The sequence below is a fragment of the Alteromonas profundi genome (genome assembly GCF_010500865.1).
Classification (GTDB): Bacteria; Pseudomonadota; Gammaproteobacteria; order Enterobacterales; family Alteromonadaceae; genus Alteromonas; species Alteromonas profundi.
Genome location: NZ_JAAAWN010000003.1, coordinates 143,186 through 157,279 on the forward strand (window position 1 = coordinate 143,186; position 14,094 = coordinate 157,279).

Consider the following 14,094-nt stretch of genomic DNA (forward strand, 5'->3'; position numbering starts at 1 on the left):
AATATAATGAGTGCACTTACATCGTTGCCTGAATGGCAGACACTAACCAACTTAGCCAGCGCAATTAAAAATGCCCACATGCGGGACTGGTTTGCCAGCGATGCAAACCGCGCTGAAAGCATGCAATTAGAAGCATGCGGCCTATTTTTAGATTACTCAAAAAACCGTGTAAACGAAGACGCGCTTTCAGCACTTTTCGATTTAGCCCGTGCGTGTAAGCTAGAAGACGTTAGAGACGCCATGTTTAACGGTGAACAAATCAATAGCACCGAGGGGCGTGCGGTTTTACACACGGCACTTAGAAGCTTTTCTGACCGCCAAATAATGGTTGATGGCAAAGATGTGATGCCGGAAGTGCGTGCAACCTTAAGTAAAATTGAAGCCTTTACGGCGTCAGTTCATAGCGGCGAGCACAAGGGCTATACGGGCAAACCTGTTAAGGATATTGTCGCCATCGGAATTGGGGGGTCTTTCTTAGGCCCTAAAATAATGACGGAAGCGTTAAAGCCCCATACTGTTGATTCCGTTAAGGTACATTTTGTTGCAAATGTCGATGGGTGTCACATTCATGATGTGTTGTCCAAGGTAGATTTTGAAGAAACCTTAGTGGTAATGTCATCAAAGTCATTTTCTACGCAAGAAACGCTGCAAAACACCCTTACCGCAAAAGACTGGTTCCTTAAATCAGGCGGCACGCAAGAAGATATTGCGAAGCACTTTGTTGCAGTATCCTCTAACGTTAAAGCCGCTACTGAATTTGGTATCAGTGAAGACAATATATTTCCGATGTGGGATTGGGTAGGCGGGCGTTATTCCTTATGGTCGGCTATCGGCCTTCCTATTTCTTTAGCGCTAGGCTTTGAAAATTTCAAAGGTTTGCTTGAAGGCGCTTTTGATATGGACACCCACTTCACTTCTGCTCCTCTAGAGCAAAATATGCCAGTTCTACTGGGTCTTTTGGGTGTCTGGTATCGCAATTTTTTCGATGCGCAATCTCATGTCCTGCTGCCTTACTATCATTATTTGCGTGGCCTGCCTGCCTACGTTCAGCAGTTAGATATGGAAAGTAACGGTAAACAAGTAACCCAAGAAGGCGAAGATGTCGACTATCCGACGGGTCCTATTATTTGGGGCAGTGAAGGAACGAACGGTCAGCATAGCTTTCACCAGCTTATCCACCAGGGCTCAGGTGTTATCCCTGCCGATTTCATGTTGCCTCTGCATGTGCCAAATCAAGATGAGACCCATCACGCGATGCTGGCTTCCAATTGTTTCGGACAAACCCAAGCATTAATGCAAGGCAAGACGTTTGATGAATGCTACGCCGATTTAGACGGCAAAGGCCTCAATGATGCTGAACGCAAACGTTTAGCAGCCCATAAAACCATGCCAGGTAACAAACCAAGCAATACTTTCTTGTTTGAAAGTCTAACGCCTAAGACACTTGGCGCGCTGGTTGCAATGTATGAACATAAGGTATTCGTTCAGGGCGTTATCTGGAACCTTAACTCATTCGACCAATGGGGAGTGGAGTTAGGAAAAGAGCTTGGAAATCAAGTTCTTGCAGGCATTCAGGGCGAGGCAAAGGAAGATAATTTCGATGCGTCAACCCAACAATTGATTGCCCGTTTCAGAGCAGCGAATGCACCAAAGTAAGGAAACTTGCGTGAAGTGACACTTCACCTTTGGTGCAAAAAACTGAATGGCCGGCTTTATACCGGCCATTTTTGATCTTAGTTACCTAAATAGCTCTCTCTCGCTGGATGTCCTGAATAAACCTTGCGCTGTCATCTAATTGTCACAAGTTGTTAATAAAAAGTAAACTTACTTGTTTTATTTTACGCGTGGCTGTGATAGAAAATAGACAGAGGGAATTTATACGCTCTGTATTGTTGTAATGGTGTTAAAAGGAGATCCAAGTGGATAAGTCAGATCTATTTGCCATGTTAGACATTGAAGCAAGCCCAGCAAAAACTAAAAGTAAAAAACGCAAGTGGAGAGAAATAGAAGCGCTACAAGATCGCTTCGCACTCGAAAAAGAGCTCGCAGAGCTTGATTGTGGGTTCGAATACGAACTAGAAACACTGGAAAGATAAACAAAAGGCCGCCTGATAACAACAGGCGGCCTTTTTACTTTCTATTAGGTGCATCATACCTGCCAGTGAATGGGTTTCAGGCCATTCTCTGCTAGGTATTCATTCGCTTGACTAAAGTGTTTACAGCCGAAAAACCCACGATAGGCTGAAAGTGGTGATGGGTGCGGTGCGTGTAGAACAAGGTGTTTGCTTCTATCTACCTGCTTTCCCTTCTTTTGTGCGTGGCTTCCCCACAGCATAAAAACCACCTTTTCCTGCTGGTTATTAACGGCATCGATGACTGCATCAGTAAAGGTTTCCCAGCCCCACTTCGCATGGCTGTGGGCTTTGCCCTGCTCCACGGTTAATACGGTATTAAGCAACAACACGCCTTGCTGCGCCCAGCCCGTGAGATTTCCATGAAGAGGTATGGTGAAGTCGGCAATATCTGAGGCCAACTCTTTGTATATATTGATTAACGAGGGCGGTATCTTTATACCCGTCTTAACCGAAAAGCTCAGCCCATGAGCCTGGCCTGGGCCGTGATAAGGATCTTGCCCTAAAATCACCACCTTCACATCGTTTAATGCAGTAAGACTAAACGCGTTAAATACATCTTTAGAAGGCGGGTAAATTACTTTTCCCGCCTCGCGTTCAGACGCTATCTGCTGCCACAACACTTTGAAGTAGGGCTTTTCCTTTTCTGCACCTAAAACTTCACCCCATGAACTCATGCCTTAAGTAAATCCATCATATGTTGCTTTAACGCGTCATATGATGAAGGAAGGTCTACCGCTAAACTATCTTCACCCGCCACATCCGCAAGAGGCTGGGGAAGGCTAATTGGGTTGCCAAGTACATTTTCAACAGTTTCACGGAATTTGGCTGGGTGGGCTGTACCTAAGAATAAGCCGATTTCCCCCTCTTCCAAATCATGGCTCACCGCCCGATATGCTATAGCGGCGTGAGGCTCACTGGTATAGCCTAGCTGAGCGAGTTGGCGCATAGCGAGCTGAGTATACTCTTCATCAATCATTTCGCCTTTTAAGCACGCTTTGTCAATGTAACCTTGTTCAATAAGCGCTTCAATTCGCGGCCAATTATTTGGTTGGCTTACGTCCATTGCGTTGGAAATAGTAGCAACTGTTTTCTTTGGCGCCCATTCACCGGTTTTTAAGTAACGCGGAACAGTGTCGTTTAAGTTGGTTGCAGCAATAAAACGTTTAATGGGTAACCCCATCGCTTTTGCAATCATACCCGCGGTTAAATTGCCGAAGTTACCACTTGGTACAGAGACAACCAATTGATCACGCTTCTCTTTTGGCAGTTGGCTCATCGCCTCAAAGTAGTAACACACCTGAGCTAATAAACGGCTGATATTAATAGAGTTGGCAGAATTAAGGTGTAACCCTTCGCGTACATCTACGTCGTCAAAGGCCGTCTTTACGAGGGCCTGGCAGGCATCAAAATCTGATTCAACGGCCACGGTATGAATATTGTCACCTAAGGTAGTAAACAATTTCTCTTGAAGCGCACTGATCTTGCCTTTAGGGAACAAAATCACTACGTTAATATTGTCTATACCGTGAAACGCATGAGCTACAGCAGCGCCAGTATCACCCGAAGTTGCGGTTAAAATAGTAATGGGCTTGCCTTTACTAATACGCGCTAAAGTTTGCGCCATAAAACGACCGCCGAAGTCTTTAAATGCCAGCGTAGGGCCATGAAATAGCTCTAGGGTATATATATTGTCACTTACTTGCTCTACGGGCGCATCGAACGCAAAAGCGGTTTTAACAATCTCTTCTAGCTCACCATTATTGAGTTCGTCACCAATAAGTGTACGTAACACCTTGATGCTGCGCTCAACAAAAGGAAGCGCTAATAAACCGTCAATATCCTCTAGGGTCGGAATATTTGTGGGAAAGTACAGCCCTTGTTGTTTTCCTAATCCGCGCTTTACCGCTTCGGCAAATGACGCTGTATCCTGTGAATCTTTTAAATTTACCAATTCCACGTGTTGTTACCTTTTTCTCAAAGTGCCGTTATGCGTCGCTGTGTTCAGTTAGTGGAGAAACCACTGTTCCTGATTTTGGGATCTGACACACGTGACTAAAGCCATCTTGGTTTTGAATATAATTATCATTTAAATAGCGCGCGATCCGCGCTGCTTGCTCGCTGCTATTACACACGGCAAAAACTGTTGGCCCTGAGCCTGAAATACCAAAGGCAAGGGCGCCTTCACTTTCGCTAAACGCCCGAGCATCATCGAAGCCGGGCAATAGTGACTTTCGGTAAGGTTCAGCAATAACGTCTTTCATTACCGAGGCAGCCAGATCAAAATTCTCAGTATGCAAGGCATGAACAAACACCCCTAACTGCCTACCGAATGTAAGCGCAGTGGCCATATCCACTTGCTTAGGAAGTATATCCCTCGCTTGCGCGGTTGATACGCTGATCCCAGAGTAACAAATAGCATAGTACCAATTAGGGTTTAGCGGTAGCGATAGGGTCACAGGTTCTTTCGCCCCGGTCATTAGGGTCATGCCGCCTTGATAACAAGGTGCTACATTGTCGTAATGGATACTACCGCTAATTTGCCCTTCCAACTCTCCCATCATATGCAACAGGGTGTCTTCGCTAAAGGGCGCGTCAAAGTAGTCATTTAACGCAGCAAATGCCGCAACGATAGAACTCGCGCTTGATCCTAAACCGCTACCTATAGGTAAGTTTTTATGTAAGGTAAGCGCCACCGGTGAGACCGCTCTACCGGTCAATTCCATTTGCTCGCAAAAGTAGTAATAGCACTTCGTTACAATGTTACTGTCAACGTCCCCAGGCAACTTGTGTGCAAAGGGGCCTTTTACCGTTAGAGAGAAAGCATCGGCAGCACATATATCTACCTCATCGCCCAACCGTGATCCGTTAATAGGCGCAAGTGCTGCGCCTAAAACGTCAAACCCTAAACTAACGTTGCCAATTGATGCTGGCGCGTATGCGCGTAAAGCTTTCTTCATTACTGCCTCTTCCTAAAGCGCCACTTGTTTCCACGGCATGGTACGTAAAATATCTGCAAACACCCCGGCAGCGGTAACCGTACCGCCTGCGCCATAACCACGTATAACATAAGGGATAGGGTTATAATAATCGCTGTTGATAGCAAGCGCATTTTCGCCATCTTTAACCTGCGATAACGGGTTGCTCGCCGGCACTGATTGAATTGTAACTTTACACTTATCACCTTCAATGCTGCCGATATAACGCAATACGTTGCCTTTTGCTTTTGCCTCGTTGACACGTTGCTCGAACGCCGCATCAAGTTCTGGAAGCTTTTCCATAAAGGTATCAATTGAACAATCTTCGGCAAACCCTGCAGGCAATACCGACTCAATTTCAATATCAGAAAGCTCAAGGGACAAATCGGCCTCTCTGGCCATGATGAGTAGTTTACGTGCCACGTCCATGCCACTTAGGTCATCACGAGGATCGGGCTCAGTGAAACCATTCTCCTTGGCTGTCGCTGTCGCTTGAGATAAAGACATACCTTCATCTAGTTTACCGAATACGTATGACAAGCTGCCCGATAAGATCCCTTCAAAACGATGCAATTGGTCGCCGGCACTAAACAATTTTTGTAAATTATCAATGACTGGTAGACCGGCACCTACGGTAGTTTCATATAAGTACTGTCGATTTGTGGTAAGCGCCGTTTTACGTAGCTTACGGTAGTATTCCATTGGCCCCGTATTGGCCTTTTTATTTGGCGTGACTACGTGGAACCCATTTTCCATCATATCCACATATTGTGATGCAATCGCTTCATGGCTAGTACAATCAACGATAACTGGGTTAACCAAACTATTTTCGTTAACGAACTGCTGTAGGCGTTCAATTGAAAGCCCTTCTCCGGCTGATGCTAGCGCAGGTTGCCAATCTTGCGTTAAGTCGATACCTTGGCTATTTAATAGTAATTTGCGACTATTGGCGATACCGTACACCCGTAGCTGAATATTGCGCTTCAATAAGGCGGGTTGCTGCTTGGCAATTTGCCCCAGCAACTCAGTACCTACATTGCCACACCCAACTAAGAATACATCAATGGTGTGGCGGTCAGAGAAAAAATTCTGGTGAATCACCTTTACCGCCTTTTTAGCACGTTTGCTTTCAATCACTGTTGAAATAGAGCGTTCGGAAGACCCTTGCGCGATAGCAACGTTGTTAACACGTGCCTGTGCTAGAGAGTTGAAGAAGCGTGCAGCCAAGCCTTTGGTTTGACGCATGCCATCACCGACTAATGTAACAATAGTAAGATCTTGGCGAACTTCAATGGGGTCAAGCAACTGGTTTTGTAGCTCAAGAGCAAATGCGTCTTCTAGAAGGTTAAGGGCGCGATTCGCATCTTTACTTTGAATACAGAAACTAATTGAATATTCTGAAGAAGATTGGGTTATTAAACTTATTGAAATGTTGGCGTTTGACATCACCTCAAACACCCGGCTTGCCATACCCACCATGCCTTTAAGCCCAGGCCCCGCAACGTTGAACATAGACACGTTATCAAGCTGTGAAATGCCTTTTACCGAGGTCCATTTTTCGCTCTTCTCGTTACTGATAAGTGTACCAGGTGCAGCAGGGTTTAGCGTGTTTCGAATTAAGCACGGGATATGATGCTGTGCAATTGGCCCGATCGTCTTTGGATGTAGTACTTTAGCCCCAAAATACGACAACTCCATCGCTTCTTGATACGTAAGCTTATCAAGTAAGACAGCCCCTTCGACCTGGTTTGGATCAGCATTGTAAACACCGTCCACATCTGTCCATATCTCACAACAACTAGCGTCAATACAGGCGGCTAGGATAGCGGCAGAATAATCAGAACCATTGCGCCCCAAAGTCACTTTTTCACCATTTTCATTGGCGGCTACGAACCCAGGCATAACTAGCAATTCACTGCCATCATTAGGGATATCGCTAAAGCGTGCTTTACTAATAGCCACATCCGCAATGCTATCAAGGTATTCGCCATCAGCTTGAATGTATTTCACTGGGTCGATGATGCGATTAGCAATATTTTTTGCAGAAAGGATCGCGCTAAACAGCGTTACCGAGATATATTCACCGATACTTAAGATACCAGCAGAAACATTGTCTGGCGCCACTCCTAGCAACTTAATACCCTCAAGGTGTTGCTTAAGCACACTTAACTGGCTGCCTATAAATTCTACCACATGGGTGTGAGCAAACCCCGACAACTCTTCGTTCAACGCGTTCGCAATGCCTGTAACAGTATCGGTGAGCTTTTCAAAAAGGGGTTGGAAATCTTCACCTGCGGCTGCTTGCTCACACAAAAGTGAAAGCGCGTTCGTCACCCCTTTAGGGGCAGAGAGTACAACCGCAGCACCGTCGGTTTGGTGGGTGGCCGTGCTAATGTCGGTCACGCGCAAATAGCGCGGTGCGTCGGCAAGTGATGAGCCCCCAAACTTTAAGACTTTCATGTGCTGCTCCTTCTATTTACGCCAAGTCGTGCTTAATAATGTATTACGGTGGCGTGGGTAAAAAAAAGCCCGCTCTTAGTAAGGGCGGGCTTTCGTTGTCTTATGCTTTCCTGCACTAGCCAGCGACCGCCCTATATAAGGTGGTAATCATAATGCCGGTGGTGCGAATGCGTAGAATCTTTTTCATACCGTCAATTTGCCGTATAGACGTCTATCTGTCAACCGCAGTTTTCACCATACTGTATTGCACATACTGCAATAAAGAGAAATTCGCATTTCGCTTTAAGCGATAATCTGGATTATTCATCATCTTCTAGGTGTTCTGCTAGGTAATTTACCAGCAGCCTAACCTTCGGTGCCATATGCCGATTTGAAGGAAATAGCGCCCATACAGTCTCTCGTTCTTCCCTGAAAGCCGATAGTACTTCTAGTAACCGTCCACAGGCCAAATCATTTCGAACATAAAAGCCCGGCAGTTGTACCAACCCAATGCCGGCTAATGCGGCATCGTGCAGTGCATTACCACTATTATACTTGATGCTCCCGCTTACCCTTACATTTGTTCGCGTACCATTTTGGCTAAATCGCCAGTGCGCCTGAGAACCAACCAGGCAATTATGTTCGCTTAGCTGTTGAGGGGTTGCAGGGGCAGGATGCTTCGCAAGGTATGCTTTGCTCGCACAAACGTATAATTGTCGGGTACTTAGTTTTTTAGCAACAAGCGACGAGTCTTCTAGGCGTCCAATTCTGACGGCCAAATCTAGTCCTTGCTCAATAATATCCACTGTATCATTGGTGAACCGACACTCCACCTGAACACCTTGGTATTGTTTAACGAAGCGGTTTATGAGCGGTGCAATGAAGGCTTCTCCGAACGCAACAGGCGCCGTCATTTTTATAAGGCCAGTAGGTACGCGCTGTTTTTCGGTTACATTTAATTCGGCGTTTTGAAGTGCCTCTAACGCAGGCTTACACTGTGCATAATACAACTGACCTGCTTCAGTAAGTGACACATGACGCGTAGTACGGTTAAAAAGTTTAACTCCTAAACCTTTTTCAAGTGTGGCAACCCTTCGGCTTACTTGTGCCACAGAACTATCTAAATAGCTCGCAGCCTTGGTAAAGCTATGAAGGTTTGCCACAGTACAAAACTCAATAATACCTTCCCAGACCATAAAACTGCCCCTTTTAACGACGATGATTAACAAGGTGATTGACTAGCTTTCACCCTAGACACCCATAAAGCTTACATACTAGACACCCATACAAGTTTTAGCTCTTTTGTCCCACGCCCACTCTCCTGGCATGTTGCCGACGTAGCAAATCAAACATTAAATGGGCGCGCTATCATGGACACCCACCCGTCTTGACTCTTTTACTCTGGACACCCACTATTTAAGCCCGTTTAATATGGGTGTCCATAAGTTAACAATTGTGGGTGTCTAAGGATTATGCCCCTTGGACACCCACTATTTGAGCTCGTTTAGTATGGGTGTCTATAAGTTAACAATTGTGGGTGTCTAAGGATTATGCCTTGAATTTTGCTCAGTATTAAAGTTTTTATTTCATATTTGTAATAGAGAATTACCTATTTTGCATTTATCAATGGCTGTCTTGCTCCTATACTCTTTAACCATCTTATGAAGTAATTAACGTGTTGCGTTGTTCACCACGTACCAGATAGTAGGAGCAGGAAATGGCACTAACACTGAAAGACGGTCAAACCCATATAAAATCGAAAGCTGCGGTTGCGTGGGGTCCGGGCGAACCTTTAAAAATGGAAGAGATTGATGTCGAACTTCCAAAAAAAGGCGAAGTACTTGTACGCATCATCGCCACAGGTGTGTGTCACACTGACGCATTTACCCTTTCTGGCGACGATCCAGAGGGCGTTTTCCCTTCTGTACTTGGCCATGAAGGTGGCGGTATTGTTGAAATGGTTGGTGAAGGGGTAACCTCGGTTGAAGTAGGCGATCATGTTATCCCTCTTTACACCGCAGAGTGTGGGGAGTGCAAATTCTGTAAGTCTGGTAAAACCAACCTTTGCCAGGCTGTACGTGAAACTCAAGGTAAAGGCTTAATGCCAGATGGCACAAGCCGTTTCTCAAAAGATGGAGAAACTATTTACCACTACATGGGTTGCAGTACTTTCTCAGAATACACAGTGTTACCGGAAATTTCGCTTGCGAAGGTAAATAAATCAGCGCCGCTTGAAGAAGTGTGTTTGCTTGGGTGTGGCGTAACAACAGGCATGGGCGCGGTGCTAAACACTGCAAAGGTTAAAGAAGGCGATACCGTGGCTATCTTTGGCTTAGGCGGTATAGGTCTGTCGGCTATCATTGGTGCGCGCATGGCTGGCGCAAGTCGTATTATTGGTATCGATATCAACGAAAGTAAGTTTGAACTTGCTAAGCAGCTTGGTGCTACTGATATGGTAAATCCAAAAGAATTCGATAAGCCTATTCAAGACGTTATTGTCGAAATGACGGATGGCGGCGTGGACTACTCATTCGAGTGTATCGGCAACGTTAATGTTATGCGTTCAGCGCTAGAATGTTGTCACAAAGGCTGGGGTGAGTCGGTTATTATCGGTGTGGCTGGTGCAGGGCAAGAAATATCGACCCGTCCTTTCCAACTAGTTACAGGTAGAGTATGGCGTGGTTCTGCATTTGGCGGCGTGAAAGGTCGTTCACAACTACCTGGCATTGTTGAGCAATACCTAAACGGTGAGTTCGGCTTGCAAGAGTTTATCACTCACACTATGGGCTTAGATGAAATCAACGAAGCTTTTGAGCTGATGCATAATGGGGAAAGTATCCGTTCTGTTGTCCATATGGATCGCTAAACTATAAGATACAGTCTCTACGTTTAGGGCGCTGTTAAATACGGCGCCCATTTCTACGTGTGATATATGTTAGCGCTGCAAGTGTTGTCGCACTTAAGCCTACGATTCAGCCACCCTGCGTGGCATTACTTTTCGTCGCATTTATAAGCTAATGGGGTACGCAGCCTCACAGCACATTATAGCCAGCCTAATTCCAACGCTTTTAACACCGCGCGAGTTCTATCTCTTACTCCCATTTTTGCCATAATGGCTGACACTTGATTTTTCACGGTCCCCGAAGATTTGAACATGGCTTCTGAAATTTCTTTATTACTGTAGCCCGCTGCCACCAACCGCAATATTTCTATTTCCTTTGGGCTTAATGTTTCCGGCTGCTCATAGGATTCAAACTCAACGGTCAGCCCTTGTAGCCCCTGCAGTACCTTTTCAGTCACGCTCGGTTGAATAAGTGTATCGCCCTTTAAAACGGTGTTAATGCCACCAATCAGCGTATCTAGCGATACATCTTTTAATAGGTAGCCTTTTGCTCCAGCTTGCATGGCCTGCGTTACTAATTCGTGATCATCGAAGGTGGTAAGCATTATCACTGGCACCGATATTTCTGCCGCAGCCATTTCCTTTAACGCTTGTATACCCGTCACCTTCGGCATTCTGATATCCATTAATATAATATCGATATCTGTGTGCTTTAAAGTAGCTACTACGCTACTGCCATCGTCACATTCATCTACCACCTCAACGGAAGAATCAAGGGCCAGTAACGAGCGAATGCCTTGACGAACAAGCATTTGATCTTCCACCAGCAATACTCGTGTTTTCATACGCTTTCACTCACTTGAATATGAATATAAAAGCCTTTGTCATTAAAGCCACTTTGCATTGAACCTGCTACCGAAGTGACCCTTTCAAGCATACCGGTTAGTCCATTACCGGGCGTAATGGTATCGTTTTTTGATGTGAGTTCTGTGGTTTTTGGTGGGGCTTGAATATCCTGCATTGACAGAATGTAGTTCCCTTCTTGAGCTTTTAGTTCTACGTAAAAATCGTCTGAACGGGTATGGCGTATCACATTAGTAAGCCCTTCTTGAATAGCCCGTAGAAGCACATCTGCCAATTTGACATTTTCAACCCGAAGATCAGGTTGTATACAAAGGTGTAACCGGGGCCGCGTGATACCTTCGAACAAGGCTTCAACAGCCTCTTGAAAGTCGAACGGCGCTTGTTCCCGCATGTCTGTTACTGCTTCTCTAACGTCACTGAGAAGCAGTTTTGCAAGGGCATAACACCGATCGACATGGGTTTTAGCTTCTTGCTGTCCGATGCCCTCACATTTGTGCGAAGCTACTTGTAAATTAATGCTTAATGCCGTTAAGTGATGCCCTAATACATCGTGTATATTGCGCGCTATACGAAGGCGTTCGTCTTGTTTCCCTGCCTGTCGTATAAGCTGTTGCGCGGCGATGAGTTGCCTATTGAGTAAATCTGCACGCTCTCTTGCTTGGCGTTCTTTTATCGCTGTGTTCGACATCATCATGGCGAATAAATTAAATGTCCAAAACAATGTTGCTGTAAGCAGCGCATAATTCTGCTGCCAGTAAATATGGTGTGCTAACCCTAAAGGAATAGCTAAGGGTAAGCTAAGCAACAAACATCGCCGAAAACGAAATACATAAGGTAAAAGCGCCGACCAAATTACTAAAAAAATAGCTAAATAAACATAAGGTAAGACGAAAAAGCTCGCCACTGTCACTAGATACATGGCAGCTAGCACAACACCACCTTTTGAGGTTCTCGCCTGTTGAGGTTTAGTTGCCGCCACAAAGCCCAGTGCAAACATTACAAAGAGTACTAAGGCAGTGCCTGTGCGCCAGTGAGATACTGTGTATTGCATAATAGCGTAATACAAGGCTGACACGGCAACGAAGAACCATGTCACCAGCGCAACTACCCGTTCGAGTTGTTCTTGATTGAATAACTGTTTTATTTTCATGTACCTATTATTAACTTACCCACGCTAAATTGAATAGGCCAAAAGTCACTTTTTATTTTCATGACCTATGGCACTGATTAAAGATTCCTTCCTCTAGCACAATAGCCTCAACATCTACCGTGAGGAATAAGCTATGCAAACCATCCACTCTTCTATTGTGTTTTTTCACATCATCGCTGGAAGTCTTTCACTCCTGCTGTTTTGGATCCCATGCCTGACCAAAAAGGGCGGGCCCGCCCATAGGAAGTATGGTGCCCTGTACTTTAAAGCTATGGCTTTTACCTCGATAAGCGGGGTGGTAAGTTCATGCATTGCGCTAGCTATACCGCTGGTTATCTACCCTGTTATCCCTGAAGACTACGGATCAGTTGCTCACTATGTGGCGGTAGTAAGAGGACGGTATATCTTTTTACTTATGCTGAGTTTATTAGTGTGGAGTAATATCCATCAAGCGCAGCGTGTACTAGAAGTAAAAGCAAACAATAGAGCGCTGAGAAAACCCTTAGATATTGGCCTTCCCATTGCGCTACTTATTGTTGCGGGCATTGCTTTGTATCAGGGTATTAAATTTGAGGTGACTCTCACCCGTATATTTGCCCCTATTGCGCTGTTTAATGCTGTGAGCATTCTACGCTATGCATTCGCGCGTCACATTCATCAGGGCAAATGGTTACTCGAACATATAAGTCATACTATAGCCTCGGGTATTGGCGCATACACCGCGTTTTTTGCTTTCGGTGGGCGTACCCTGTTTAATGGATTGGGCGCATTGCAAATCGTTACTTGGGTTATACCTGGGCTTATCGGCACGTTTTTCACAATATGGTTGACCCGAAAATACCGGGCAAAGATGAAAATACGTTCACAAGCGTAGTACATTACATCTTTTGGGGCGTCTAGGCGCCCCACCTCCATAGCATACTCGCGGTTTCACACTAACTCTAGCTGTTCTTATGTGCATGTTTTTCGCCGCTCTACACCTCAATTTAGCTTATGCACATTAAGACATCCTAGATACAGTAGATAACACGCTGGAATCGTCAACGAACTATCAGGTTAATACCCCTACTATAATTAGCGCAGGCCTCCCCTCTATTGAGCAGCTCGTGTTATTAAAATCCACCGGCACAACGCGGGTGATTGACGACGACAATCTATCTCACCAACACCATGTATCTACCAGTGTAATATGGCAAGCTGCATCCGCAAATAGTATCGTGTCTCATGCAGCAGGCTGTCCGTTTTAAGGCATTACGAGAGCTTGATACGCCTATTGACATATACGTTTTTTCATATATGATTCGTCATATATGTTTTCCCGTATATGTAAAAAGGCTGTCGATGACTACACAAACTTCATGCGCTGTGCTTTCTCCTCTTGCACTGTTTAAATGCTTAGCAGAAGACACCCGTTTAAAAACGCTACTTCTTTTAAGTAAAGGCGACGCGCTATGTGTATGCGACCTCACAACAGCACTAGAGCTCAGCCAACCTAAAATATCTCGTCACTTAGCAGATTTACGTAAATGTGGCTTAGTTGAAGACGAGCGCAAAGGTAAATGGGTCTACTACCGTCTCAATCCAGAACTGCCAGTATGGGTGCACGAAATTATCCATTCCACGGCGCAAAACAACCCCGATTATTTATCTAATGCAGAAGCAAACTTAACGCTGCAGCCAAGCTGCTAA

13 protein-coding genes are annotated in these 14,094 nt (G+C 45.3%); 6 read left to right on the forward strand and 7 right to left on the reverse strand.

What is annotated here, in order from left to right:
- The first annotated feature begins 6 nt into the window (after positions 1 to 6).
- Both pgi and GTH32_RS03370 read left to right on the forward strand, forming a co-directional pair.
- Positions 7 to 1,656: a glucose-6-phosphate isomerase gene (pgi, locus tag GTH32_RS03365; RefSeq protein ID WP_163083828.1), complete on the forward strand. Its 1,650-nt coding sequence runs from the start codon at positions 7 to 9 to the stop codon at positions 1,654 to 1,656.
- A gap of 263 nt (positions 1,657 to 1,919) precedes the next feature.
- Positions 1,920 to 2,096, forward strand: coding sequence for a DUF3545 family protein (locus GTH32_RS03370; RefSeq protein ID WP_081869513.1), 177 nt, complete (start codon positions 1,920 to 1,922; stop codon positions 2,094 to 2,096).
- A gap of 53 nt (positions 2,097 to 2,149) precedes the next feature.
- Here GTH32_RS03370 and ung read toward each other — a convergent pair whose 3' ends face one another.
- The 5 genes from ung to GTH32_RS03395 form a co-directional block, all read right to left on the reverse strand.
- Complete coding sequence (gene ung, locus GTH32_RS03375) at positions 2,150 to 2,809, reverse strand: uracil-DNA glycosylase (protein WP_163083829.1); 660 nt, start codon at positions 2,807 to 2,809, stop codon at positions 2,150 to 2,152.
- Positions 2,806 to 4,092, reverse strand: coding sequence for a threonine synthase (thrC, locus tag GTH32_RS03380; RefSeq protein ID WP_163083830.1), 1,287 nt, complete (start codon positions 4,090 to 4,092; stop codon positions 2,806 to 2,808). Before thrC ends, ung begins: the two co-directional genes overlap by 4 nt.
- Positions 4,093 to 4,120: 28 nt before the next feature.
- Entirely contained in the window at positions 4,121 to 5,092 is a 972-nt protein-coding gene (gene thrB, locus GTH32_RS03385; protein WP_163083831.1) for a homoserine kinase, read from the reverse strand.
- 12 nt (positions 5,093 to 5,104) lie between these two features.
- Entirely contained in the window at positions 5,105 to 7,570 is a 2,466-nt protein-coding gene (gene thrA, locus GTH32_RS03390; protein ID WP_163083832.1) for a bifunctional aspartate kinase/homoserine dehydrogenase I, read from the reverse strand.
- A gap of 299 nt (positions 7,571 to 7,869) precedes the next feature.
- Positions 7,870 to 8,745, reverse strand: a complete 876-nt coding sequence (locus tag GTH32_RS03395; protein WP_163083833.1) for a LysR family transcriptional regulator — start codon at positions 8,743 to 8,745, stop codon at positions 7,870 to 7,872.
- Positions 8,746 to 9,266: 521 nt separating this feature from the next.
- Between GTH32_RS03395 and GTH32_RS03400 the strand changes: the two genes are divergently transcribed.
- Entirely contained in the window at positions 9,267 to 10,415 is a 1,149-nt protein-coding gene (locus GTH32_RS03400) for an S-(hydroxymethyl)glutathione dehydrogenase/class III alcohol dehydrogenase (RefSeq protein ID WP_163083834.1), read from the forward strand.
- 176 nt (positions 10,416 to 10,591) lie between these two features.
- Here the strand turns inward: GTH32_RS03400 and GTH32_RS03405 are convergent, their stop codons facing one another.
- Positions 10,592 to 11,236: a response regulator transcription factor gene (locus GTH32_RS03405; protein ID WP_163083835.1), complete on the reverse strand. Its 645-nt coding sequence runs from the start codon at positions 11,234 to 11,236 to the stop codon at positions 10,592 to 10,594.
- Entirely contained in the window at positions 11,233 to 12,405 is a 1,173-nt protein-coding gene (locus GTH32_RS03410; protein WP_163083836.1) for a sensor histidine kinase, read from the reverse strand. The genes GTH32_RS03405 and GTH32_RS03410 overlap by 4 nt, the downstream gene beginning before the upstream one ends.
- 133 nt (positions 12,406 to 12,538) lie before the next feature.
- Here GTH32_RS03410 and GTH32_RS03415 point away from each other — a divergent pair, with 133 nt between their 5' ends.
- The 3 genes from GTH32_RS03415 to GTH32_RS03425 all read left to right on the forward strand — a co-directional run bounded on the left by GTH32_RS03415 (position 12,539) and on the right by GTH32_RS03425 (position 14,094).
- Entirely contained in the window at positions 12,539 to 13,279 is a 741-nt protein-coding gene (locus GTH32_RS03415; protein ID WP_163083837.1) for a hypothetical protein, read from the forward strand.
- A gap of 232 nt (positions 13,280 to 13,511) precedes the next feature.
- On the forward strand, positions 13,512 to 13,652 hold the full coding sequence (locus GTH32_RS03420; RefSeq protein WP_163083838.1) for a hypothetical protein: 141 nt from the start codon (positions 13,512 to 13,514) through the stop codon (positions 13,650 to 13,652).
- A gap of 94 nt (positions 13,653 to 13,746) precedes the next feature.
- Positions 13,747 to 14,094 (forward strand): metalloregulator ArsR/SmtB family transcription factor, encoded by a 348-nt coding sequence (locus GTH32_RS03425; protein WP_163083839.1) that lies wholly within the window; start codon positions 13,747 to 13,749, stop codon positions 14,092 to 14,094.